The organism is Siphonobacter sp. SORGH_AS_0500 (assembly GCF_031453245.1).
Taxonomy (GTDB): Bacteria; Bacteroidota; Bacteroidia; order Cytophagales; family Spirosomataceae; genus Siphonobacter.
The window spans coordinates 1,060,477-1,084,216 of sequence record NZ_JAVIYT010000001.1 but is presented as its reverse complement, the minus strand read 5'-3'; the positions used below and the strand labels follow the sequence as shown (position 1 = coordinate 1,084,216).

The following is a 23,740-nucleotide window of genomic DNA, read 5'->3' as shown; positions in this document are numbered from 1 at the left end:
GCGTCTCTACATTATTTACAAAACCCTAAACAACCAAAACTCTCTTCCTTATAACCATGATTAAAACTTTATTATCTGTCCTTTTTTTCTTTTGGGGATTCGTTACTGTCGGTGCCCAAACTCTTCCCGTCGTTCTTAATGAACGAGCCCGTGCTGCTACCGTTGATGAAATTCTGGAAGACCGTTTTGAACGTTTACTACCCCGATTGATGCGGGAAGAAGGTGTTGACATGTGGGTAATCATCTCGCGGGAATACAATGAAGATCCGGTTATGCGAACCATGTTACCCAGCACCTGGATTGCCGCCCGCCGTCGTACGATTATGGTTTTTTATGATCCGGGAAAAGACAAACCACTGGACAAACTCGCCATTGCCCGTTATGATGTCGGCACCTTACTCAAGGGCGAATGGGATTTGAGTGCCAATCCTGATCAGTGGGAAGCGTTAGTCAAGGTTATTCAGGAGAAAAATCCGAAGAAAATAGCTCTGAATTATTCTACCACTTACGGCCACGCCGACGGCTTGACGTATACCGAACAGGGCGAGTTCATGAAGAAGTTACCTCAAACTTTTCATGCCCGCATTCAGTCTGCCGAGCGGCTGGCCGTTCGCTGGCTGGAGACGCGTTCGGAAAAGGAAATGGTGATGTATCCCCTGATTTGTCGTCTTTCACACCAGATCATTGACGAAGCTTTTTCGGAAAAAGTGATTCAGCCGGGTGTAACCACGACAGAAGATGTCGTCTGGTATTTACGGCAGCGAGTGACTGACCTCGGGCTGGACACCTGGTTTCATCCCACCGTGGACATTCAGCGGGCGGATGAAGCAAAGTTTGATCATTTACGCACCTTCTCCAAACGTCCCGGAACGCAGGTCATCCTGCCCGGCGATTTATTACACGTAGATTTTGGCATTACCTATTTACGCCTCAACACCGACCAGCAACAACACGCGTATATTCTAAAACCCGGCGAAAAAGAAGTGCCGGATTACCTCCAGAAAGCCTTCCAAAAAGGAAATCGATTACAGGATATCCTAACGGAACGATTTAAGACGGGTAAAACCGGGAATGAAATTTTGGCGGAAGCTTTGCAACAGGCTACTCAGGAAGGTATAACTGCCAGTATTTATTCGCACCCCATTGGTTTTCACGGGCACGCCGCCGGACCAGCCATCGGGATGTGGGATAACCAGAAGTCGGTGAAAGGCACGGGCGATTATCCACTTTTTAAACAAACGGCCTATTCCATTGAGTTAAATGTATCGGTGCCGATTAAAGAGTGGAACAAGTCTGTTCGGATTATGCTGGAAGAAGATGGTTATTATGATGAGAATGGGTTCAGGTACATCGACGGTCGTCAGCGGAACATCTTCATGATTCCCCGAAAATCTGAATCCGTCCGGTAGAGACGCGGCAGGTCGCGTCTACAGGGTTAATCGTAAAAGTATTTTCACCCAAAGACGCGACCCATCGCGTCCCTACGTATATAGATCTATTCATGAATAGTTTCTTACAAAACCTTTCCCATCAAATGCCCGATTATGCGTGGAACTTATGCGTGATTGCATTTTCCATCTTAATCGGCGTTATCGTAAAGTATCTGGTCGTGCCCGTCATTAAGAAATTAACGGCGAAGGAGTTACCTTATTCCGTCTTCCGTTCTTCGATCCGGCACTTTAAATCGATTCTGATTTACTTTATTCCTATTCTGGTTTTCAATACCTTATTTCCATTAATGCACCTGGAAAAAGGAACCCGATTTGTCATTAACCGGATTCTGGAAATCAGTATTATCCTTTGCTTTACCATCATCTTAATCAAAGTAGTCCGGGTCGTTGAAGATTATTTATACCATCTGTTTGACTACAATAAAATTGATAACCTCAAGGAGCGGAAACTTCGAACACAGATTCAGTTCATCCGAAAATTTGTCATTTCCCTGATTATTATTCTGGCGGGCTCGGCGATTTTGCTCAACTTCGAAAGTATGCGTAAAATTGGAGCCGGGCTATTAACGGGCGTTGGCATTGGCGGGATTATCATCGGCTTTGCTGCTCAGAAGTCGCTCGGTAACTTACTGGCCGGCTTTCAGATTGCCTTCACCCAACCCATTCGAATTGACGATGTAGTTATTGTAGAGGGAGAATGGGGAAAAGTGGAAGATATTACCCTCACCTATGTAGTGGTTAACATCTGGGACAAACGCCGGTTGATTTTACCGATTACCTATTTCATTGAAAAGCCCTTTCAGAACTGGACCCGCACAACGGCTGAAATTCTGGGTACCGTTTTCATTTACACCGATTACACACTTCCGGTTGCTGCCGTTCGGGCGGAACACAGCCGATTGTTACGAACAAATGCCTTATGGGACGGAAAAGTAGACGTAGTGCAGGTAACTGATTTCACCGAAACCAGCATGCAGATTCGCTGCCTGATGAGCTGTCGGAATTCGGGCGATGCCTTTGATTTACGCTGTTACATTCGGGAGCATCTCATTACTTACATTCAGAATAACTACCCGGAAAGCCTATCCAGAACGCGGATTAGTCTGGAAACCAATAAGCCAGAAGGTTTTATTCCCTAGAACTCTTGGAACATCCTTTTAGAGTAAAGCAGGCTCAGCTTCTTCTCTAAACGTATGTGGATTGTTTTTGCTCTTCTGGCTGCCTTGTCGGCTGCTTGTGTCGTTGTGCTTTCTAAAGTTGGCATTAAGAACGTCGACTCCAGCGTGGCTTTCGCTGTACAATCGATCCTCATCATTATTGTAGCCTGGAGCGTAGTAGCCTGGCAGGGCAATCTGGTTGAGGTTACGCGAATTGAACGCAAAAGCTGGGTGTTCCTCATTGCTGCCGGCATTCTTACCTGCTTTTCTTCCCTGCTGAGCTTTCGAGCTTTAAAGCTAGGCGATGCGGGTCAGGTTTCCCCTATCACGAATCTGTCCTTTCTGCTGGCTCTGATTTTAGGGATTATCTTTCTGAAAGAAAAGATCAATTGGGTGGTGATTGCCGGAGCCATTCTGATGGCCATTGGTGGCGTCATGATCGCTACGGCCCGGCAATCGTAACCAACTTTATTCGTTAACCAGAATGTCTCCGTGGCCTTTATAGACACAGCTTCCGTCAATGAATTTATAATAAAGTCGTAAGGTATCTTTAGGAGCCGAGGCGGTCAGATCAAAAATATTGATCCCATTCGGAATACTATCCCGCGACAGAATTACCTTAAATTCTTTATCAACCAGGCGTATTTGCACCTGCGTGGCCTGAAGCTTCGTAATGTTTAGCTTAATCAGGCCTTTATTGGGATTGGGAAAGGCAAAAATGTTGTGATTGTGAGCCTGCGTACAGGAGGCTTCCCCCGCGGTTGGGAATAATTTAGCTTCCTGTTCAACCCAGGTGTCGTTAAATCGCCAATCCGTAGTATCTCTCCTCGCAATAATGCCGACATCGTTCGATTCGGTAATGCCCGTGAAGTAAATCTTTTTAGGGGTTTCTTCTTTTTCAGGTTCAGGGTCTTTATTACAAGCCAGCAGGGTTGCAAAGACTAGCAAGTGCGTTAACTTTTTCATGGCGGTAAGCTTATAGTGATAACTGAAGGTAATACTTTATTACTTGAAAAAAGAAACGGTCCATCTAAATATCCGGCCTCCTTTTCTTCGAAAAATTTAACGCTCTTTCAGAACCATATCAATGGTAATCGCAGTAGAAACAATGGCGATCTTACGGGTATCTTCTGCTACCGACTCTTCGATAGAAACTACGTATTTATCGGCTGAAGTAAAGATTTCTCGCATCGCCCCGTTCCATTTTTTGGAAATGCTTCCAATGGGCATGGCATGGGCGTCGGTGATAGTGAAATCCCAGGCTTTCCAGTCGCCGTTTATTTCGGCAATGGTCTGGTCATCTTGATCTGTAATAATAAATCGGGGCTTGAATAGTTTGAACTTCTGCTTAATTGAACCAATAGTTACCCCATTCGAATCAGTAATACTAATTTTAGACAGGAACAGCGTCCATCCCCGACTAATGGTAGCTTGAACCATCCCATTTGTATCCAGAATTTCCAGGGTAAAGGGCATCATCTTTTTCAGATCACCAATGACCCTTAAGGCTTTGTGGAACCCAGAAACTCTCTGCTGAATTAAGCCAATTTCTTCGCCTTCCCTATTAAAGACTTTGTAAGCATTAGAGAATTTAAAAAGGCCTATTTTTTCGTCAATAACAAATTCGTTGTAGTCGAAGAATTGAGGATACTTGGGTACGTTCATAGCAAATGGTTTAAGGTAAAAGTAAAGCCCAAGTATACTCAAATTATCTGAAGATAATGTAAAAAGACCTGCAAGGTTTCCCTCACAGGTCTTAACAAACAGGCAATAAAATCCAAAAAACTTAGCTCAGTTTAGCTACTGCGGCTTTGATACGATCACAAGCTTCAGCCAGTTGCTCGTCAGCAGCAGCGGTAGAAATCCGCATACAGTTAGGGGCACCGAAACCAGAGCCCGCTACCGTAGCAACGTGAGCCTGATCGAGTAACCAGTTGCAGAAATCGTCTGAGTTATGAATAGTCGTCGTACCGTCAGACTTACCGAAGTAAGCACTGATGTCGGGGAAAGCATAGAATGCTCCGTCGGGTACGTTTACTTTGAAGCCGGGAATTTCTTTCAGCTTACCTACCACCAGTTCACGGCGACGCTGATACGCTTCTTTCATTTTCTTAGCATCGTCCAGAGGACCGTTGAAAGCCGCTACGGCTGCTTTCTGAGCGATAGAGTTTGTACCCGAAGTTACCTGACCCTGTAATTTTTCAACACCATCGGCAATCCATTTGGCGGCTCCGATGAAACCAATCCGCCAGCCGGTCATGGCATGGCCTTTCGCTACACCGTTCACGGTAATCACCCGATCCTTAATTTCAGGAATCGAACCGATGCTGAAGTGACCTTCAGCCGTGAAATTGATGTATTCGTAGATTTCATCTGCTACCACGAACACGTTTTCATGACGAGCCACTACGTCGCCAATCGCCCGTAATTCCGCTTCTGAATAAACGGAACCCGTAGGGTTATTGGGAGAGGCAAACATTACTACCTTCGTTTGGGGCGTAATGGCTGCTTCGAATTGCTCCGCCGTAACTTTGAAGTTATTATCAAAAGCACCATCAAGAACCACTGAAGTTCCTTCGGCGAGCTTTACCATTTCAGAGTAACTAACCCAGTAAGGAGCGAAAATTACTACTTCGTCACCGGGGTTTACCAGCACCTGTAATACATTAGCCAGCGAGTGTTTAGCACCCGTAGACACTACGATATTTTCAGGTTTCCAATCAATATTATTATCACGCTTCAACTTATCGGCAATGGCCTTCCGTAAGTCGGGATAGCCAGCAACGGGTGAATAACCGTGGAAACCATCATCGATGGCTTTCTTGGCGGCTTCGCAAATGTGTTGCGGGGTTTTAAAATCGGGCTCCCCAACGGAAAGGCTAATCACCTTGTGTCCTTGGGCGGCCAGTTCGCGGGCTTTTTTCGTCATGCCCAACGTCGACGACTCTTCCAACGCGTTGATACGGTCGGCTAGTCTCACTTCCTGTTCTGCCACTGCCATTTGAATAAATGAATTTGTGATTAATTGATCGGTAATTGCCGTAAGGCTAAATCGGCGGCAAAGGTACGTGTTTTCAAAACAAGATTAAACGAAGGACTGGCTGATTTTTAATAAAGAAATTAATTATTTACCAAAGCGTTAATAAAACGCTGTCTTTCTTAAAGATATGAAAAAAAATGGAGCCATTTCCAGCCCAGATTTACGAGGACCCGCTTTATAATAATTCTTCGACAGCCTTCCGAATTCCATTGGAAATATCGTCCGTGGGTAAATCATTATAATCCTTTCCGAAAGGATCTTCAATTTCCTCCGCGATTTCCTCCAGACTGGTTAATACGTAGAAAATGAACAGCACCATCGGGATCACGGAGTAATGCAGGGAAACTACGTAACCAAAAGGCAGCGAAAGGCAGTAAATGGATATAAACTTCTTGAGGAACAGACTATAAGAAAAAGGAATCGGCGTTTTCTTGATTCGCTCGCAGGCTCCGCAAATATCAGTAAAGGACTGAAACTCGGGGTTCAGTACCAGCAAATGTTCAGGCCGAATGATTCCTTTCTGGTATAACTCATCCATTTTTCCGAAAATTCGCATCGCCATCTGGTTCGGTAAATGATTTTCCTGCTTCAAATCCGTCGTCCGAAAACCGGGAGCTTCTTTCAATTCTTCGGCAAGAAAATACCCTCTTAAATGATTTTTTAAAGTAAAGGCGTAATTAGGAATCATGTAGCGAAAGAAAGCCCGGTCTTCTTCATTGGTAGCAGGAATAATGTGGGCTAGCTTAATGGCCAGATTGCGGGAGTTATTGACTAGTGAGCCCCAAAGTTTTCGTCCTTCCCACCAGCGATCATAAGCCGAATTAGTCCGAAAGACGAGTAACAATGACATTACAAAGCCCAGTAAAGACTGCACAGTGGCGATGCTTTGCAAGTGATAATTAGGTCCGGGTTTCCAGAACTCAAGGACAACGACGGCAACAATCGTTGTGTAAACGGTCATTGCACCTAACAGGGGAGCGAGCCGATTGATCGTTTCGGCTTTATGAATCCGAAAAACGGCCTTGAACCAGTCTTTGGTATTATACTCAACCATGATTTTGTTGTTGGTTGTTGTTTCGTAAGTGATTAGTTGTAAGGAGGGACGTAATAATCGTTGTAAAAAATCATTCAAGCACCTAAACATACGAATGGTTCTGGTTTAGTAACCGTTCATAATCGACACCAACCAAAAACGGATAACCCGCATCAAATCTAATCTTTCGGCTATAACTTGCATCTTATCATATACGACATCAACTCCTTTGTACATGCGGCATCTATTATTGACTGCTCTGGGAGCTTTGCTGCTGGCTCAAAGCCCGGCTCTGCGTGCCCAGACTCCCCCTGAAACCTTGCTATTACGGCAGCCCACCTTATCAAAAACGCACATTGCCTTTACTTATGGGGGTGATCTCTGGATTGCGAATCGGGACGGGTCACAGCCCCGTCGATTGACCATTGCTCCCGGAACGGAAACGGGCCCTTTGTTTTCGCCCGACGGCCAGACCATTGCCTTCACCGCAAATTACGATGGTAACGTTGACGTATACACCATCTCCATTAACGGCGGCGAACCTAAGCGTATTACCTGGCATCCCAGTGCGGACATCGTACGAGGCTGGTCACCCGATGGGAAACATTTGCTGTTTACGTCCACGGGGGAGTCCATGACGCCCCGTTATGCCAAGTTATTTACGGTTTCGCTAAATGGTGAGCTACCTCAGCAATTACCCTTCATCATGACGGGTAACTGGGGCAGTTATTCGCCCGACGGCAAAACGCTGGCTTATACCACCATTTCCGATGCCTTTAATACTTGGAAGCGGTATCGCGGGGGAATGACAACGCCCATTCGGCTCGTGGATTTGAAAACGCTGGAATCGGAAATTATTCCGCACGTGAATGCCTCAGATGTGCAACCCGTCTGGATTGGTTCGAAGATCTATTTCCTGTCGGATCGAAACCGGATCATGAACGTCTTCGAGTTTGATCGTTCTACGAAACAGGTTCGTCAGGTTACCAACTATACCGATTACGACGTCAAAACACTGACGGGCAATGGCTCGGAATTAGTGTTCGAATACGCCGGTCGCCTCCACACCCTCGAACCCGCTTCGGGCAAAGCGACAGCCATCCCTGTTAGTATTTCTCCCGAAATTCTGGCCTTACGCCCCACCTGGAAGAACGTATCCAGCATGATTCGTAGTGCGAGTCTGTCACCCAGTGGCGTTCGGGTTGCTCTGGAAGCTCGCGGCGATATTTACACCGTTCCCGCCAAAAAAGGCGATTGGCGTAACCTGACTCATGCGGATGGCTCCCATGAACGAAATCCAATCTGGTCACCCAAAGGAGACAAAATTGCTTACGTTTCTGACGCTTCCGGTGAGTATCAGCTGTATCTGGTGGATCAGAAAGGCGAGAAAGAGCCCGAAGTTATTTCGCTCGGCGATCCTTCCTTTTACCGACTTGATGAGTTTTCTCCCGATGGTAAAAAGATTCTGTATCAGGATAAAAAATTAAATCTCTGGTACATGGATTTATCGGCGAAAAAACCCGTAAAAGTCGCTACCGATACCTATGGCCCCAGTAACAGCCTGGAGGGACATTTCTCACCCGACAGTAAATGGATCGTCTTCTCTGAAAAACAGAAAAACTATTTCAATACGATCTTCCTCTACGAAGTGGCGACGGGTAACCGTACGGCCATCACGGATGGAAAAAGCGACGTCAATAATCCGGCCTTTAGTCGCGATGGCAAATATCTGTTCTTTACCGCCAGCACCAATACGGCAACGACCGTGAGCGGCCTGGACATGAGTGCGTACGACCGCCGGGTAACGAGCAGTATATACGTAGTAGTATTGAATGCGAAAGATCCTTCCCCATTCGCTCCCGAATCGGACGAAGAGAAAGGTTCTGACTCGGAAAAAGCGAATGATGAGAAGAAAGCAGACGAGAAGAAGTCCGATAAGAAAGACGACAAAAAAGCTAGTAAGAAGTCCGAAGACAAGAAAGACGAACCCAAGAAGGATGAGTCCAAGAAAGATGACGCGACGCCGAAGATCGTCGTGGATCTGGAGGGCATTGGCCAACGCATTCTGGCACTCCCTATTCCGTCGGCTGCTCTCGGTAATCTGGCCGTAGCAGACGGTGGTAAGCTATTCTACGTCAATTATGGTGACGCGATTACCAGTCCGGCTCTGCATCGGTTTGACCTCAAAGAGCGTAAAACTGAACCTTTCCTGCCCGGAATAGGAAATTATACCCTCAGTGCCGATGGCAAAAAGCTGTTGTACTTTGGAGGGAGCTCGAACATCGGTATTGTTGACGTTGGCGGTAAAGCGAACCCCGGCGATGGTAAAATTGAAGTAACGAACCTTCAGGCCCAGATTAATCCCAAGCACGAGTGGAAACAGATGATCGATGAATTCTGGCGAATCGAGCGGGATTACTTCTACGTGCCCAACATGCACGGAGCCGACTGGAAGGCCGTAAAAGAAAAATACGCCAAATTTCTTCCATACGTTTCACATCGCTCAGACCTGAATTATGTTATTGCTGAAATGATGGGTGAAATGGTTGTGGGCCATAACTACGTTTCAGGCGGTGATTTTCCCGAAGTAAAACCTATTCAGATAGGTCTGTTAGGGGCTGACTACGAAACGGATAATGGTTTTTATCGCTTTAAGAAAGTTTACAACGGCGAAAACTGGAACCCCAACCTGAAGGCTCCTTTAACTCAACCCGGCGTAAACGTTAAAACGGGAGAATACTTAATTGCCGTCAATGGTCGACCTTTAAGAGCCACGGATAACGTATACAGTTTCTTCGAAAACCTTGTAGGTAAGCAGGTAGTCTTAACGGTTAATACTAAACCATCCGAAACCGGAGCCCGGAAAGTAACCGTCGTGCCGATTTCTAATGAAATAGGGCTTCGGCAGATGAATTGGGTGGAAGAAAATCGCAAAAAGGTAGATGCGGCCACCAACGGAAAAGTAGCGTACGTCTACTTACCTAACACGGGCGGAGACGGCTATGAGTTCTTCAATCGGTATTACTACAGTCAACTTGACAAAGATGCTGTCATCATCGATGAACGCTTCAACGGGGGTGGCTTCGTAGCCGATTACATCATTGATATGCTTAATCGACCCCTGCTTAGTTATTGGGGTAGCCGCGAAGGCCGTCCGTTCTCCTCTCCTGCCGCTTCTATTTATGGACCTAAAGTAATGATTGTCAATGAGTACGCAGGTTCGGGAGGGGATGCTTTACCCAACTTCTTCCGCCGCCGGAATTTAGGTACTATTATTGGTAAAAGAACCTGGGGAGGACTGGTCGGTATTTCCGGGTATCCTTCTTTAATTGACGGAGGATCAGTGACTTCCCCCAGCTTCGGCATCTTTACACCCGATGGCAAATGGGAGGTTGAAAACATCGGGGTAGCTCCTGACATTGAAGTAGAAATGGCACCCAAAGACACCCAAAATGGGAAAGATCCGCAACTGAATAAAGCCATTGAAACCATACTGGATCAGTTGAAAAAGAATCCAGTGAAGCGTCTGGAGACTGCTCCACAACCAGACACGCGTGCTAATAACTAGATTAGATTATTTAAATTATCAAAAAAGAGTTCGTCCAAAAGGCGAACTCTTTTTTGATTAATTATCCTCATATAACCGGTAATTATACTAACAAATGTTATTGTAATTTTAGTATTAAGTAGCGATTAAAGCCTACCTATTCTGACTCGTATTTAATTAGAGCTATTTACTAAAGGTTTTCTTTTTTTTAAAAAATTAAATACGGATTAAAAATAAAATACGTACAATTATTAATAGATTTAAATTATTGATAGTCAACGAATTACTAAACATATACACTTGTAAAAATATCATTTATAATGACTATATTTTTATTTTCAGAGCGTACCTTCAACAAAAATGGTGTGCGATTAATGCATACTTAGCATTTAATTTATGATCTTTGCGGCCAATTTATCATTCGAACAATCAGCTCTTTAGAGCCTGTTTATAAAGCACAATACCTAACATCGTTTACTCCAACCTACTTGTATTGATTCGTCATTCAAGTAAAACGATGTTCATTACTGGCGGTTATCTGACAAACCATTATTCACATGAATAATGGTTTTCTTTTTAATTAGACTTTTCTCCTTTTACTTACAGAATAGAGCGAGACTTAGGTTTAGTATTCAAATAATATCCTTTATCTTATATTAAATGTGATTTTCTTTAATCTATCATTTTTGGTTATTTTCACTCATTCCTAGTATCTTGCTTCCTACCTCTACCATTAATCTATTTTACCAGTGCGAACTACTGCTGATTTTCAGTCGGAGCGACTGATTTCTATGGACGTCTATCGGGGCTTTGTGATGTTTCTGATGATGGCCGAAGTATTACAGTTTTCCCAGATTTCTGAAGCCTTTCCCCAAAGTACGTTCTGGGCTTTTTTAGCTCATCACCAAAGCCATGCAGAATGGCTGGGTTGCACCTTACACGATTTGATCCAGCCGTCTTTTACTTTTCTGGTGGGTGTAGCTCTGCCCTATTCGTTAGCTAGTCGGCAGGCCAAACAGCAATCATATCGGCTTCAGCTCCGACATACCATTCAACGTTCGCTGATTCTGGTCCTATTAGGTATTTTTCTGCGTTCCGTCGGACGTAGTCAGACTAACTTTACTTTTGAAGATACCTTAACCCAAATTGGCTTGGGTTACCCTTTTCTTTTCCTCTTAGCCAATCAGCCCAAGCGACAAGCCTGGAAAGCCTTATTCATAATACCCTTTTTGTACTGGCTGGCTTTCCTGCTTTTTCCCGTTCCAGCTATTGATCCCCAAACCGTTGGTGTCCCCGCCGACTGGCCTTGTCATTTCACGGGATGGGCTGCCCATTTTAATAAAAATACGAACCTGGCCTGGGCTTTCGATACCTGGTTTCTGAATCTTTTCCCTCGTGAAAAGCCCTTTCTTTTCAATCAAGGCGGTTACGCAACGCTGAGTTTCATTCCTACTCTAGCGACTATGATTCTGGGCCTACAGGCGGGAAAATGGCTAAAAGCAGGGTTACCCGGAGAACTCTTAATGCGAAGATTTATTTTTATGGGTATTGCGGGTTTAGGACTAGGATGGCTATTTACCATCACCGGGATTTGTCCGTCTGTCAAACGCATCTGGACTCCCTCCTGGGTTTTGTTCAGCGGAGGCTGGTGCTTTCTTTTACTCGCCGGATTTTATTACGTTGTAGATATGCTGAAGTTTCGAAGCTGGGCTACCTTTTTTGTCGTCATTGGCATGAATTCCATTGCCGCTTACGTCATCGCTCATCTCTTGGAGCCCTTCATCGCCGACACCTTCCAGACTCACTTAGGGCCTTCCGTCTTTTTAATTTTCGGGGAAGTTTACGAGCCTTTAACCAAGGGTATTTTTGTTTTGGCGGGCTACTGGCTCATTTTGTATTACCTATACCGAAAGAAAATCTTCATACGGATTTAATCTTCTATTTCGATCACTAATAAAAGGGCATGGCTGGAAAGAGCTTCAAATTCTACTTTCCGGCCATGCTTCAGTGATAAGCCATCCCGACTCTCGAGCAGGCGATCCTGCACTTCAAACGCTCCTTCAATGACGAAAACAAAGACACCGGCCCCCAGCTGAGTGATTTGATACTCCGACTGCATACGTCCATCGTACTTACCGATAAAGGCCCGATAGTTACTGACATTCGCTGGCTTTTGTAGAGGTAAGAATGTATTCCTTTCTGTGAGGTCAATCTTTTCAATGACCAATCGCTCTTCAGCTTTTGGATTCTTAATCCAGATTTGCAGGAAATTAATCAGCGTATCCGGGTAAGGATTCGTGATTTCATAACTTCCGGCCTGCGTGGACAGGTGCAGGATTTCGCCCGGCGAAGCGAACCCTTTTCTACCATCGGCCAACCGATATTGTAAACCGCCGGACAGGGGAATAATCATCACTTCCGTGCCCTGTTCTACGTGCATACCCAGCGTCGCTTCTGCGGCCAGTGTATCATCATTCAGCACCTGCAAGACTCCAAAAGGCATGCGGCCTTCCGCCTGATAGGTGCCGAAATTAAACGTGTGCAAACTTCTGAACCAGTCCAGTCCGGAATACCCTCGCTGACCAGATAGGTAAATTCTAGCCTCGGAGGAATCATTCATTACCTTAGCACTCATGAGCTTCAATCGAATGAATAGTTAAAAAGGGTTGCAATGGGATTAAATCCGTTTCGACCTCCTCGCCCTTCCTCAACGCTTCCCGACTATCTTCATAGGCAATAAGCAGGTTGGGGCCAACGGTATCAATCCATGTGAGCGGTTCGGTATAAAAGTAAATCGCAACGGCGTGCTCTTCTTTTCGCTGCATGTGCGAATGAATGATCTCAAAACGAAAGTTTTGAAAGGGAAGACACCGCTTTCCATACGCATTACTCACATCGGGAATCAGGCCTTTTAACTGCCGGATATACCCAACCGCTGCCGTGCTCACCAGGGAATGCAGGCGATCGGCCTGCGGAATGTGGGTTACTAACTCAGCAAAGGTTTGATACTTACCTTGCTGATCGTAAAACTGAGCCTGCATGAAAAACTCCCGATGAGTATCTTCAAAAACCTGCCGATCCCAGGCCTTGTCCGAAGCCGCATTAATCACCTTCCGATAACCTAATCGTATCATACGTGTGGTCCACATCTCTAGTCGCTATGTAAAAGTCTAGATACCGTCTATCCAGACCTTCCTGTAAATTTAGGCACTTACCACAATGGTATGAGTAATAACATACCCCTCAGCAATACTGCCCGTCAAGGTACCCAGCTCCAGAGAAACCGAATCCGAGAATACATTATCTCTGGCGTTGGTAGTGTCCTGCTTTCCTTTTTTATAATAATTGGTTGCGGTGGTATAAATCGTGTTGGTAACATCCTCGGGGAAGGCGATCTGAGTTACTAATAACGACTTGCCGCTGGCGTTATAAATGTGCACATGAATGTGCGTAGCCCGACCGGAATACCAACCGGGAAAGATTGACGTAAAGGTGACCAAAGCCCGCAGTATCCGTCGTCTGGCGACCACGTAAGAAATGTACCGAAGCATAATTGGTTGATTGCATCTGCGTCCCCCCGTATTCGGAATAGTTACCGTCGGCATCGCAGTGCCAGATGTCTACTAAAGCTCCGGCCAGGGCGGCACAACTGTTATTTTTGTTCTGAATGGTAATCTTGATCGTGAAAGGTAAACCCGTACGGTCGGAACGAATGTCATTGGTAACCAGCGAGCTGGGTGATTTCGTAGGGAAAGGGCCTTCCGTTTCCGAAGGCGTGGAAGTACAACTGCCCGTACTGGTACCACTACCCGAACCTGATCCTGAATCGGTATCAGGGGTTGTACTTTCGGTATCTTTTTTGCAGGAGCCAGTTAGTGGAGCAACAGCCATCAGGCCTAAAGCGGTAAAACCTCGTTTTAAAAAATCTTTACGTTCCATCGTTTGCTTATGGTGAGTAGTTCAGTGAATAATACGTTCAACTACCGGGCAACGTTGCAAGCCTTTGGAGCTTTGAGGTAAACACCCGAAATGTCTCGGTAAATGACTAGTTGCGGAAGCGTTTCTGGAAGTCAGCTTCGTAACTGGCTCCAATCGGAATCTCTTCATTGCCGAGTACAATGATCTTATTCCGCACCGATTCAATCCTGGAAAAAGGTACAATGAACGAGCGGTGAACTCGGATGAATTCATCATCGGGTAATTGCTGCATCAGGCTTTTCATGGTCAGTCGGGCGACGATGGGCTTACTTTGCTTTAGATGAATTTTCAGGTAATCGTCCAGTCCTTCGATGAATAGAATATCTGAAACATCAATTTTATGTACGCTGTAATCAGCCCGAATGTAGAGGTAACGCGAAGGTTCCGATTGATTCAGAAAGCGATAATACTCGCTGGCTTTGGTAACCGCCTGCTGAAAACGTTCAGCCGTAAAGGGTTTCAATAGATAATCGACGGCCTGAAGATTAAAACCCTCCACGGCGTATTCCGCGTAAGCCGTTGTAAAAATAACCATGCATTTTTCGGGTAAAGTTCGGTAGAAATCAATCCCGGAAATGGCGGGCATATTAATGTCCAGAAAGAGCAGATCGACCGGATTTTCCTGCAAAAATTGCAATGCTTCGGCGGTGCTGGTGAACGTCTTCAAAAGCTCCACTTCTGCCCCCTTACTGCAAAAATGGGTAATAATGCGAAGGGCGGGCGGTTCATCATCAATGGCAATCGCTTTCATAACTTTAGGGTTAGTTCAATCGTAAAAGTGTTCTCGGTATCCTGAATGTGCAGGTCATGGCGATCTGGATAGAGTAATTCCAAGCGGGCTTTGGTATTTCGTAACCCAATCCCACCAGCATTTTCGTCGGAGGGTACAAGGCGTACTTTCTGGTTAAAAACGAACAACCGTAACTGGTGTTCGTCCACCCTTACCCGAATGATTATTTCCGATCTTCCTTCCGGGTTTACTCCGTATTTAAACGCATTTTCAATGAATGAAATCAGTAGCAACGGAGCAATTTTTTGCTGAGACGCTTGTCCCTGATTGCTATACTGTAGCTGCACGGTATCATCCAGCCGGATTTTCTGAAGAGCCACGTACTGCTCAATATAATCCAGTTCCTTTTTCAGCGGAACCAGATCATTCTGAGCATCGCGAATCACGTACCGCATGAAAGACGATAACTGTACAATGGCATCAGCGGTAGCATCTGATTTTTCGATCGCCAGCGAATAAATACTGTTGAGGGTATTAAAGAGAAAATGAGGGTTTATTTGAGCTTTCAGGTACGATAACTCCGTCTGCAGACGATCCTGCTCGGATTGCTGCCAGCGGTCGTTAATGCGAAGCGACAAGGATAGAAAAAGGGCCAGCAAAAACATGAATAACTTCTGACTCAGGGCAAAATCCAGCGGTGGTTTTTCCCAAAATTCCTGCGGTGGAGGCAAGTTCTTTTCCTCCCCTGACGGCATAACCCAGGACCGCGAGAATTCCTCCTGGCGGGGTCGCTCCCGTTTAAAATCTTCCCTGGGGAATGTTCCAACAATGCATAAAAAAGCCATGAATGAGAGGCCCGCAAAGACTACGTATTTCTTCGGAAAGAAAAAACGGGGAATCAGGACGAAGTAACTCAGGTAAAAAAAGGCAACAATTAATACCGTTGAAATCAGGTTACTCCGCTCGTGTGGATTGGTGCCTAGTTGTAATAACTCAGGAAAACCATACGGCGAAAAAACGTAAGGCAGAATGAAAAATGCTACGCCGGCGATTACCAGTCCCAGCGTTCGATAGATACTTTTTTTCATGCCTTTGTTTCGGATTGTATTTCTGATGCTGAAACTACAAAAGTGAATTCCAAAGCAAAAATCTGTACGGTAAACAGCCGGAATCCGTAGGTTTGTAGCTTTCTGATCTTATACTCTACTCCTATGTCTATTGATTTGGCTCCCATTACCCGACACCTTCGGGCCATGTACGGCTCCCGGCTACTGGTGGCGGCAGTTAACCACTTTCAGATTTTTGAATTATTTAAAAAGGGTCCGCTTTCTTTTTCTGATTTACAGAAAAAATTAAAACTGAAAGATCGTCCCGCCTACGTACTTATTCCCAGCTTGTGTGCGATGGAATTACTGGCGTATACGCCTGAGGGTACGCTCGAACTCACGGAACTGGGCACCTACCTGAGCGAATCAAATCCGGATAATCTGATTGGGTATGTAGGACTTGAAAAGGATGATTCGGGCGTATTGGAAATGGTTACCCGCCTGAAAAATGACGGTCCTCTGGATACTTCCGAAGGATTTTCCTACGTAAAAGAAGGCGAAGGTCCCTCGCCAATGGACGATGCCGAAGCAGCCCGTTTCTTTACCCTAGGTCTGGCCGGAAGAGCCCGGAAGCTGTCGCCGCTGGTAGCGGCCCGCTTACCTCAAAGTCAGGGGCATTTGCTGGATGTAGCAGGAGGTTCGGGTTATTATACCTTTGAATGGTTACGGCTGAATCCGGGAGCAACGGCCACCTTGTTTGACCGTCCGCAGGTGCTGGAAGTGGCGAAAGAGTTACTGGAAGAATTTAGTACGAGTGGAAAAGAAGGAGCCGATTCAGTCAAAGAACGCCTAACCTTCCACCCCGGCGACATGCTGACCGACGAGTTACCCGAAACGGATGTATTACTGGCCGCCAGCCTTTTTCACGACTGGCCTACTGAAACCTGTTTATTACTAGCCAAACGTTTTGCGGCGGCTCTACGACCCAACGGCGAAATCTGGGTGCATGATACATTTTTGCATGATACCCTGGATGGCCCCAAACCCGCAACCGATTATTCGGCGGCCTTGTTCTGGGCGACCAAAGGACGAATTTACAGTCGGCAGGAACATGGAGAATGGTTTAAATCGGTTGGTTTAACACCCTTGGGTGATGCCATCCCCACGCAGTTGGAATACGGTTTGATTGGAGCCCGAAAAGAGGATTAACAAGCCGAAAAAAACCGGGGCTATTTCATTTTAGCAAAAAATAACCCCGGTTTTTTATTAATTAATTGTGAACGGGAGCCACCGTTTCAAAGGCTTCCGCTAACAATTCAAACGTCCGTAAACGATCTTCGAAGTGGTAAGTCATGGTCGAAGCCATGATTTCATCGACGTCATATTCGATAGCCAGACGGGTTAATTCGTCCTTTACCTGATCGGGCGTTCCCGATACCACCCGGTCGGCATGAACGTAACGAAGTCGGTCTTCTTCAGCCAGTGTAAACTCGTAATCTTTGATGGTTTCGTAATCATCTACGCCTTCAAAGCGTCCTTTATCCATTTGCACCAATCTATAGTCCAGCACCTTACGTAGTTGCCGAGCTTTCTCTTCGGTATCGGCACAAATGACAAACAGAGCCAATAAGGCAGCGGGCTCTGCCATCGTTTCGGAAGGTCGGAATGAACGTTTATACTGCTCGACAATTTGCGGCGAAACTTGTCCATTGATGAAACGGGCCACGGCCAGACCCATGCCATACTGGGCGGCTAACTGACTACTACCGCCGCTTGAACTTAAAATCCACTGAGCCGGAATCGTATCCGCCTGCGGCACGGCCAGGATGGGACCGTACTGCGTTCCGGCGGAATCTGTGAAGAAAGTTTGCAGATAATCGAGCTGTTGACGGTAACTTTGCTCACTGAAGTCGTTGGATGGATTAAGTAAAGCCGACGAAATGCGGTCTCCACCGGGAGCACGCCCCATCCCGAGGTCAATGCGACCGGGAAAAAGTGATTCGAGTAACCGGAAATTTTCCGCCACTTTTAAAGCACTGTGATTGGGCAACATGATCCCACCGGAACCCACCCGAATGCGTTCGGTTTCGTCAGCCAGCTTTACCATCAAAACTTCAGGAGCAGACCCGGCAATGGCCGCAGCGTTATGGTGTTCAGAAACCCAGAAACGGGTATATCCCCACTGATCTGCCTTTTTAGCTACGGTTATGGTTTGTTGCAGGGCATTGCGGGCGGAACCACCTTTGTGAACAGGAGATTGATCCAATATGCTTAGTCGAAGAGGCTTGCTCATACAATTTGTATTAATCGGTGTTTTAAGTACATATTTTCAATACACTAAACACAAACAATAAATATAAATGAGGCTGATTATGAACAGAGTATAAAAAATTTTGTTCTTTAGAAAAGAGAAGTTGATTTTTGTACTAAAATTCGATTTGCCCGTTTGATATTTACAATGAGTAGAAATACGAAATCAAGCATGTAAGTGCTCTTTTTCCCATTTTTAAACAATTAACCATTAAACGTTTTCGAAAGCCATTCGTTCCTCTTCGGAGTTTTTCCGAAGGAAGTGGTTCAGTTTTTTAGGCTTCGAGCGTTGTCCATCGCTTTGTCAAATGCTTGATTTAAATGATCTTTCGCTAAATATTCCTGAAACCACCAAGCCGCGTGTTGTCATCATTGGAGGTGGATTTGGAGGAATTAACCTGGCTCAAAAACTTCCCGGGAAGTCTTTTCAGGTGGTTATGCTCGACAAACAGAACTATCATGGGTTCTGGCCTCTCCTCTATCAGGTTGCAACGGCAGGTCTGGAAGCCGACGCGATTGCAGAGCCTCTTCGGAAAATGTTTGATGAAGAGTATGAGGACTTTCACTTTCGTCCGGTTCGCGTAACGAGCATTAGCCCCGAAACAAAAACCATTACGACGTTAATTGGTGATTTGAAATACGATTATCTGGTTATCGCCACTGGTACGAAGTCTAACTTCTTCGGTAATGATCAGATCAAGCAGAATTCTTTTCCGCTGAAGAAAATTACGGATGCACTGAACCTGCGTAGCCAGATTCTGCAAAGCTTCGAGAAAGCAAACATGACGACTAACGCCGAGTTACGTCAGAGCTTGCTGAACATCGTGATTGTAGGTGGTGGCCCAACGGGCGTTGAAACGGCAGGTGCCTTAGCCGAAATGCGTAAACACGTATTACCCGGCGATTATCCAGGCATGGATTTCAGCAAAATGAACATCTATCTGGTGGAAGGTCTGGATCGGGTATTACCTCCGATGTCACCCGAGTCGAGCCAGAAGACGCAGAAATACCTGGAGAAAATGGGCGTAATCGTAAAAACGAAAACGCTGGTGGAATCGTACGACGGCGAAACCGTAACCTTTAAAGGTGGTGAGCAAATCAAAACACAAACGCTGGTTTGGGCGGCGGGTGTTTCCGGTGCAACGATTAAAGGTATTCCTGAAACAATTATCCAGCGTGGCGGTCGTTACCCCGTAAACCTGTTTAACCAGATTGAAGGGTATACGGACATTTTCGCTATTGGTGACATCGCGATGATGAAGTCAGAGAAATATCCGAATGGTCACCCCGGCGTAGCTCAGCCCGCTATGCAACAGGGTGTGCATTTAGCGAAGAACCTGAAGCGTATGTTAGCCGGACAGGAAATGACGCCATTCAATTACTTCGATAAAGGTTCACTCGCCATCATTGGTCGGGCACGTGCAGTAGCGGATTTACCCGGTAAAATCAACCTGGGTGGTATTATTGCCTGGTTTGCCTGGCTATTCGTTCACATTTATTACCTGATTGGTTTCCGTAATAAACTGGTAGTGTTGAGTAACTGGCTGTATCGTTTCTTCACTTACGAACGCGGTACCCGTCTGATTATCCGTCCGTTTATTCGGAAGGGGGACAAGGCTACGGAAGTATTTATGCATAAACAGCAAGCTGATTAAATTTTGGCTTACAGCTATGAAAAAGGGATTCGGTGTCATTACCGAATCCCTTTTTTTGTTGAATGAATGGTTAATAGTAAATACTTTGTAGGCATCTCTCCGATTTGAAAAGTTATTACTTATCCAATCCATTACTCCTACACAACTAACAACCATCAACTACTTTAAATAAATGGCTCGAAAATTCTTCACGCTTTCCGCAATTTCGGGGCCGTTATTTTCCCACTTGTATTCGTATTCTGCTGAAATCGGGCCTTTGAATTTCTGACGTTTCAGTTCTGCAATTACTGCCGGAATATCACATACGCCCGTACCCCATACGACGTCGTGTGTTTTGGGGGCTTTCTCTTCGAGGTCCTTGAAATGCATGCCTAGTACGTGACCTTCTAGCTTTTTCAGACATTCCACGGGATCTAATCCCGAACGAACCCAGTGGCCAATATCCGAGCAGGAACCCAGGTAAGGATTAGTACCAATAACCGATAAAACCGAATCAGGATGCCAGTAATGCGAAGGCTTGGGATGATTATGCAACGCGACATTAATCTTGTATTTCTTAGCCAGTTCGCCAATGTAGGAAATCTGTTTAACGTCCGGCTCGGTGTTGATATTACGAATGCCCATTTCCTTCGCAAATTCAAAGAGCGATTTCCATTCGGCTTCGTCTTTTGCCCGCACCACGCCATAAGCGACCAGCGTAAGTCCCCGATCTTTCAGTAACTTTTTCACCGCCTGACGCGTATCCGCATCCATCGTGAAATTCATAGTTCCGGCAATGCCGCCGCCAATTTGCTGGGTGGGGAAAGCTTCGACGTATTTCAGGCCGCAGCTATCAATTTTTCGTAAGGCTTCGCTAAAGGGAAATAATCGAAACGAGTAAGACTGAGCTCCCAGCATCCAGCCCGATTTAGATTCAGGTGTTTTCTGAGCGAAGAGGTTTCCCATCAGCAATACCGTACATAGTAAAAGGAAGGCTTTTTTCATTGAATTTAGAGGTATAATGAATGTCCGATAAATATCAGAACTATTTCCAGAATAACCATAACGCTAATAAATGTTAAAATACGGCCTTACCACTGCTTATGGTATAAACTTCTACGTATCTAAAGTATCCAATACCCGTTAACTCACTAGCCCTGAATTTAACATTTTTTAGGTAGCGAATCCACCATAAATTACTCAACTTTAAAGCTTTAAAAGAATCCTCATCGATTCATACCAGCCATGAAAACATCCCGAATCATCGCTTTGGTCTGCTTGCTAACCACTGGACTGGGCATTGCCTCGGTCCAGGCTCAGCCGGGCGTCAATATATCTTTTGCTACCTTCTATAACGAGCTTTCCCCCTACGGTGAATGGATTCAGAACCCTGAATATGGACAGGTCTGGTCACCCAACGTAGACCCCGGTTTTCAGCCTTACGGAACGGCTGGACGTTGGGAAATGACCGAGTATGGAAATACCTGGGTATCAGATTATCCCTGGGGCTGGGCTCCTTTCCACTATGGCCGTTGGGTCATGGCGTACAACCGCTGGGTTTGGGTTCCCGATTATGAGTGGGGACCAGCCTGGGTAAATTGGCGGAATGGCGGCGGTTATTACGGCTGGGCTCCGCTGGGACCGGGCATGAACATCAATGTCAACATTAACCTTCCTTGGAATTACTGGGTATTTGTTCCCCGTCAGTACTTACTAAGTCCTCGTATTTACTCATATTGCGTTCCCCGGACGCGGGTTGTCAATATTTATAATAATACGACAATCATTAACAACGTCTATCAGTCGAACAACCGGACGTATGTGAGCGGTCCGAATCGTCGGGATATTCAACGTGCTACCGGACGTCCGGTAGATGTGCGTCGGGCGGATGATTTTGGTCGCCGAGTTGGCTTTTACAACCGGGATTACACCTCCAATAGAGGGGATCGCAATGGCAATTGGGACCATACGAATGGAGGAAACTGGAATCGTCCCGGCGACCGGGATAATACGCCCAACCGTCCTGACAGAAATGGTACTCCCGATTATCAGGGAAACCGTCGTAACAATGGCATGAATGGTTTTGACGGAACCGTTCGTCCTGACCGTGGTGGTAATAACAATACCCCCTGGACTTCAGGACGAAACGAAAACGTTCCCAACACCCAACCCGGTCAGGAATCTAACAACCCTTTTGGTGATACAGGGAATCGGGCCAGACGTGGATGGAATCAGAATCCAGGAGAACCCTCAACGCCCAATCGGGATAATAATCCTTTTGGCGATGCGGGAAATCGAGCCAGTCGTGGATGGAATCAGAACTCAGGAGAGCCTTCAACGCCCAATCGGGATAACAATCCCTTTGGTAACAGTCAGCCCAGCCGTCAATGGAACCCAGGCCGCAGCGACTCGCCCAGCCCTGCTCAACCAGGTCGGGAAAGCAATAATCCCTTTGGTGGCATGAGTCGTCCCGACCGTGGTGGTTCACCTGACTTCCGCTCGAATCGTCAGCCATCCATGAACCAGCCTTCTGCCCCTTCCATGGGCGGCAGTCGGATTGAACGGAATGGTGGAATGCCTTCGGATGGAGGCATGAGACAACCTTCTGAGAACCGGGGCGGCGGATTTTCTCCCCGGGGCGGCGGTGAAAATGCGGCTCCTGGTAATCCAGGAGGTGGTGGTGGAGCTCGTTCCAGAGGAAGCAGAAATTAACCCAATGATTTGTTTATTGCCGCAAAGCCGTACTTCGAAAGAAGTGCGGCTTTTTCACTTTTTAGTTATTTATATTCGGTTTTCAGTTGAGAAATTTTTATCTCCCGCCTTGGCTAGTGAAGACACCAGCCCTTACTAAAAGCCTAGTGGTTGGTGAGGACACCAACCAGGGCGGAGTTTTCGCCCCCTTTCATGTCCCCCCTATTTCCAGTTACCTTCCTATTTTACTAATTTTTGATTTACTTACTGGGATTGCCAATCCGAAAGAGCTTTTAAGAACGATGCCATTAAAAATGTAGAGACGCGACTTCATCGCGTCTAGCCTAGAGATGGACCTAATCTATGCCTAAATCGTATCGACTAGGATTGCTAATCCGAACGTATGTATCACGCCATTTTTGATATTCATTAACTTATGAACGAAGCGTTACAGAAACTTTTTCTAGCCGATCAGGAGGAGCGAGTAAATCACCCAGAAGTGGGGACACTTGCCTATGAATCCTTACGGCAACGTGATCAGGAACGACGCAAATGGGTTCAAAAGATGGTGGAAGAAAAGCAGGTAATTACCGCTCAGGACTATTACCATGCTGCGTTAATTTTTCAGCACGGCGACACCATCGATGAAATCTGGATGGCTCATCTCTGGGCTTTGACGAGTGTTGAATTGGGTAATCCGGCTGGAAAATGGTTGGCTGCGGCGGCCTTAGACCGTTGGCATATGTATCAGGGACAACCGCAGAAATATGGCACCCAAATGGTTCCTGACGGTATTCGTTACCGACTGTGGGATATCGATCCGGCTACTACCGATGAAGAGAGAGCCCAATGGGATGTGCCTAGTTTAGCCGAAATGGAGCAGCGAGCCCGGCAACTGACCTCCGCCAACCAGGGCAAAATACCTCCGCTGGATAAGGCTCCAGAATGGTTAAAACAGGCGATCGAAAAATGGAACAAAGTGTAGGTTTGTAGTCCCCATTAGCAAAGGATTTTGTCCTCACTGTTTTCATCAAATCGCTTTCGTATTATAGATCTGAAAAGCGTAGAGTGTACCGTTTACTTTGTAATTCTGCATCCTAACTCATCGTCCCTATCATTCCTG

At 46.0% G+C, this 23,740-nt stretch carries 19 protein-coding genes and 1 pseudogene; 9 read left to right on the top strand and 11 right to left on the bottom strand.

From position 1 onward, the window contains the following. The first annotated feature begins 56 nt into the window (after positions 1 to 56). From QE357_RS04575 to QE357_RS04565, 3 genes are all read left to right on the top strand, one after another. Positions 57 to 1,409 carry a M24 family metallopeptidase gene (locus QE357_RS04575; RefSeq protein WP_307142179.1) on the top strand — a complete coding sequence of 451 codons (1,353 nt, stop codon included), beginning with the start codon at positions 57 to 59 and terminating at the stop codon, positions 1,407 to 1,409. 92 nt (positions 1,410 to 1,501) lie between these two features. Continuing rightward, a complete protein-coding gene (locus tag QE357_RS04570; RefSeq protein WP_106638344.1) occupies positions 1,502 to 2,590 on the top strand; it encodes a mechanosensitive ion channel family protein in 1,089 nt (362 codons plus the stop codon). Positions 2,591 to 2,644: 54 nt separating this feature from the next. After that, positions 2,645 to 3,070 carry an EamA family transporter gene (locus tag QE357_RS04565; RefSeq protein WP_106638345.1) on the top strand — a complete coding sequence of 142 codons (426 nt, stop codon included), beginning with the start codon at positions 2,645 to 2,647 and terminating at the stop codon, positions 3,068 to 3,070. A gap of 6 nt (positions 3,071 to 3,076) precedes the next feature. On the opposite strand, the gene QE357_RS04560 is transcribed toward QE357_RS04565, so the two are convergent. The 4 genes from QE357_RS04560 to QE357_RS04545 all read right to left on the bottom strand — a co-directional run bounded on the left by QE357_RS04560 (position 3,077) and on the right by QE357_RS04545 (position 6,702). Further along, the gene (locus tag QE357_RS04560) at positions 3,077 to 3,574 is read right to left on the bottom strand and encodes a hypothetical protein (RefSeq protein WP_309706179.1); all 498 of its coding nucleotides are present in this window, start codon (positions 3,572 to 3,574) and stop codon (positions 3,077 to 3,079) included. Positions 3,575 to 3,670: 96 nt separating this feature from the next. Continuing rightward, the gene (locus QE357_RS04555) at positions 3,671 to 4,273 is read right to left on the bottom strand and encodes a phospholipid scramblase-related protein (protein WP_106638347.1); all 603 of its coding nucleotides are present in this window, start codon (positions 4,271 to 4,273) and stop codon (positions 3,671 to 3,673) included. A gap of 121 nt (positions 4,274 to 4,394) precedes the next feature. Next, the gene (locus tag QE357_RS04550; protein WP_106638348.1) at positions 4,395 to 5,609 is read right to left on the bottom strand and encodes a pyridoxal phosphate-dependent aminotransferase; all 1,215 of its coding nucleotides are present in this window, start codon (positions 5,607 to 5,609) and stop codon (positions 4,395 to 4,397) included. 214 nt (positions 5,610 to 5,823) lie between these two features. Continuing rightward, a complete protein-coding gene (locus QE357_RS04545) occupies positions 5,824 to 6,702 on the bottom strand; it encodes a bestrophin family ion channel (RefSeq protein WP_309706176.1) in 879 nt (292 codons plus the stop codon). A 214-nt stretch (positions 6,703 to 6,916) separates the two neighbouring features. On the opposite strand from QE357_RS04545, the gene QE357_RS04540 reads away from it, so the two are divergent. Together QE357_RS04540 and QE357_RS04535 are read left to right on the top strand one after the other, a co-directional pair. Then, on the top strand, positions 6,917 to 10,249 hold the full coding sequence (locus tag QE357_RS04540) for a PDZ domain-containing protein (RefSeq protein WP_309706174.1): 3,333 nt from the start codon (positions 6,917 to 6,919) through the stop codon (positions 10,247 to 10,249). Positions 10,250 to 10,977: 728 nt separating this feature from the next. Next, positions 10,978 to 12,162 carry an acyltransferase family protein gene (locus QE357_RS04535; protein ID WP_409050227.1) on the top strand — a complete coding sequence of 395 codons (1,185 nt, stop codon included), beginning with the start codon at positions 10,978 to 10,980 and terminating at the stop codon, positions 12,160 to 12,162. Here QE357_RS04535 and QE357_RS04530 read toward each other — a convergent pair. From QE357_RS04530 to QE357_RS04510, 5 genes and pseudogenes are all read right to left on the bottom strand, one after another. After that, positions 12,159 to 12,863, bottom strand: a complete 705-nt coding sequence (locus QE357_RS04530; RefSeq protein ID WP_309706171.1) for a pirin family protein — start codon at positions 12,861 to 12,863, stop codon at positions 12,159 to 12,161. The two genes, QE357_RS04535 and QE357_RS04530, sit on opposite strands and share 4 nt — an antisense overlap. Further along, a complete protein-coding gene (locus tag QE357_RS04525; protein ID WP_309706168.1) occupies positions 12,853 to 13,362 on the bottom strand; it encodes a hypothetical protein in 510 nt (169 codons plus the stop codon). Before QE357_RS04525 ends, QE357_RS04530 begins: the two co-directional genes overlap by 11 nt. A 69-nt stretch (positions 13,363 to 13,431) precedes the next feature. Continuing rightward, a pseudogene (locus QE357_RS04520) lies at positions 13,432 to 14,167 on the bottom strand (intradiol ring-cleavage dioxygenase). 106 nt (positions 14,168 to 14,273) lie between these two features. Next, a complete protein-coding gene (locus tag QE357_RS04515) occupies positions 14,274 to 14,957 on the bottom strand; it encodes a LytTR family DNA-binding domain-containing protein (RefSeq protein ID WP_309706166.1) in 684 nt (227 codons plus the stop codon). Beyond that, positions 14,954 to 16,024: a histidine kinase gene (locus QE357_RS04510; RefSeq protein ID WP_309706164.1), complete on the bottom strand. Its 1,071-nt coding sequence runs from the start codon at positions 16,022 to 16,024 to the stop codon at positions 14,954 to 14,956. The genes QE357_RS04515 and QE357_RS04510 overlap by 4 nt, the downstream gene beginning before the upstream one ends. Before the next feature lie 123 nt (positions 16,025 to 16,147). Between QE357_RS04510 and QE357_RS04505 the strand changes: the two genes are divergently transcribed. Continuing rightward, the gene (locus QE357_RS04505; protein ID WP_106638356.1) at positions 16,148 to 17,191 is read left to right on the top strand and encodes a methyltransferase; all 1,044 of its coding nucleotides are present in this window, start codon (positions 16,148 to 16,150) and stop codon (positions 17,189 to 17,191) included. 61 nt (positions 17,192 to 17,252) lie between these two features. On the opposite strand, the gene QE357_RS04500 is transcribed toward QE357_RS04505, so the two are convergent. After that, positions 17,253 to 18,275 (bottom strand): LLM class flavin-dependent oxidoreductase, encoded by a 1,023-nt coding sequence (locus tag QE357_RS04500; RefSeq protein ID WP_309706161.1) that lies wholly within the window; start codon positions 18,273 to 18,275, stop codon positions 17,253 to 17,255. Between the two features lie 325 nt (positions 18,276 to 18,600). Here QE357_RS04500 and QE357_RS04495 point away from each other — a divergent pair, with 325 nt between their 5' ends. Continuing rightward, complete coding sequence (locus tag QE357_RS04495; RefSeq protein ID WP_106638358.1) at positions 18,601 to 19,947, top strand: NAD(P)/FAD-dependent oxidoreductase; 1,347 nt, start codon at positions 18,601 to 18,603, stop codon at positions 19,945 to 19,947. A 159-nt stretch (positions 19,948 to 20,106) separates the two neighbouring features. Here the strand turns inward: QE357_RS04495 and QE357_RS04490 are convergent, their stop codons facing one another. Beyond that, positions 20,107 to 20,931 carry a sugar phosphate isomerase/epimerase gene (locus QE357_RS04490; RefSeq protein WP_309706158.1) on the bottom strand — a complete coding sequence of 275 codons (825 nt, stop codon included), beginning with the start codon at positions 20,929 to 20,931 and terminating at the stop codon, positions 20,107 to 20,109. Between the two features lie 240 nt (positions 20,932 to 21,171). Here QE357_RS04490 and QE357_RS04485 point away from each other — a divergent pair, with 240 nt between their 5' ends. Together QE357_RS04485 and QE357_RS04480 are read left to right on the top strand one after the other, a co-directional pair. Continuing rightward, entirely contained in the window at positions 21,172 to 22,638 is a 1,467-nt protein-coding gene (locus tag QE357_RS04485) for a DUF6600 domain-containing protein (protein ID WP_309706157.1), read from the top strand. A gap of 415 nt (positions 22,639 to 23,053) precedes the next feature. Then, positions 23,054 to 23,602 carry a hypothetical protein gene (locus QE357_RS04480; RefSeq protein ID WP_309706155.1) on the top strand — a complete coding sequence of 183 codons (549 nt, stop codon included), beginning with the start codon at positions 23,054 to 23,056 and terminating at the stop codon, positions 23,600 to 23,602. Positions 23,603 to 23,740: the final 138 nt, after the last annotated feature.

Coding starts and splice junctions, on each gene's coding strand:
- QE357_RS04555 (WP_106638347.1), bottom strand. CDS start 4,273: ATGAACGTACCCAAGTATCCTCAATTCTTCGACTACAACGAATTTGTT.
- QE357_RS04550 (WP_106638348.1), bottom strand. CDS start 5,609: ATGGCAGTGGCAGAACAGGAAGTGAGACTAGCCGACCGTATCAACGCG.
- QE357_RS04570 (WP_106638344.1), top strand. CDS start 1,502: ATGAATAGTTTCTTACAAAACCTTTCCCATCAAATGCCCGATTATGCG.
- QE357_RS04515 (WP_309706166.1), bottom strand. CDS start 14,957: ATGAAAGCGATTGCCATTGATGATGAACCGCCCGCCCTTCGCATTATT.
- QE357_RS04575 (WP_307142179.1), top strand. CDS start 57: ATGATTAAAACTTTATTATCTGTCCTTTTTTTCTTTTGGGGATTCGTT.
- QE357_RS04530 (WP_309706171.1), bottom strand. CDS start 12,863: ATGAGTGCTAAGGTAATGAATGATTCCTCCGAGGCTAGAATTTACCTA.
- QE357_RS04525 (WP_309706168.1), bottom strand. CDS start 13,362: ATGATACGATTAGGTTATCGGAAGGTGATTAATGCGGCTTCGGACAAG.
- QE357_RS04560 (WP_309706179.1), bottom strand. CDS start 3,574: ATGAAAAAGTTAACGCACTTGCTAGTCTTTGCAACCCTGCTGGCTTGT.
- QE357_RS04480 (WP_309706155.1), top strand. CDS start 23,054: ATGAACGAAGCGTTACAGAAACTTTTTCTAGCCGATCAGGAGGAGCGA.
- QE357_RS04485 (WP_309706157.1), top strand. CDS start 21,172: ATGAAAACATCCCGAATCATCGCTTTGGTCTGCTTGCTAACCACTGGA.
- QE357_RS04545 (WP_309706176.1), bottom strand. CDS start 6,702: ATGGTTGAGTATAATACCAAAGACTGGTTCAAGGCCGTTTTTCGGATT.
- QE357_RS04495 (WP_106638358.1), top strand. CDS start 18,601: ATGCTTGATTTAAATGATCTTTCGCTAAATATTCCTGAAACCACCAAG.
- QE357_RS04505 (WP_106638356.1), top strand. CDS start 16,148: ATGTCTATTGATTTGGCTCCCATTACCCGACACCTTCGGGCCATGTAC.
- QE357_RS04510 (WP_309706164.1), bottom strand. CDS start 16,024: ATGAAAAAAAGTATCTATCGAACGCTGGGACTGGTAATCGCCGGCGTA.
- QE357_RS04565 (WP_106638345.1), top strand. CDS start 2,645: ATGTGGATTGTTTTTGCTCTTCTGGCTGCCTTGTCGGCTGCTTGTGTC.
- QE357_RS04500 (WP_309706161.1), bottom strand. CDS start 18,275: ATGAGCAAGCCTCTTCGACTAAGCATATTGGATCAATCTCCTGTTCAC.
- QE357_RS04490 (WP_309706158.1), bottom strand. CDS start 20,931: ATGAAAAAAGCCTTCCTTTTACTATGTACGGTATTGCTGATGGGAAAC.
- QE357_RS04540 (WP_309706174.1), top strand. CDS start 6,917: ATGCGGCATCTATTATTGACTGCTCTGGGAGCTTTGCTGCTGGCTCAA.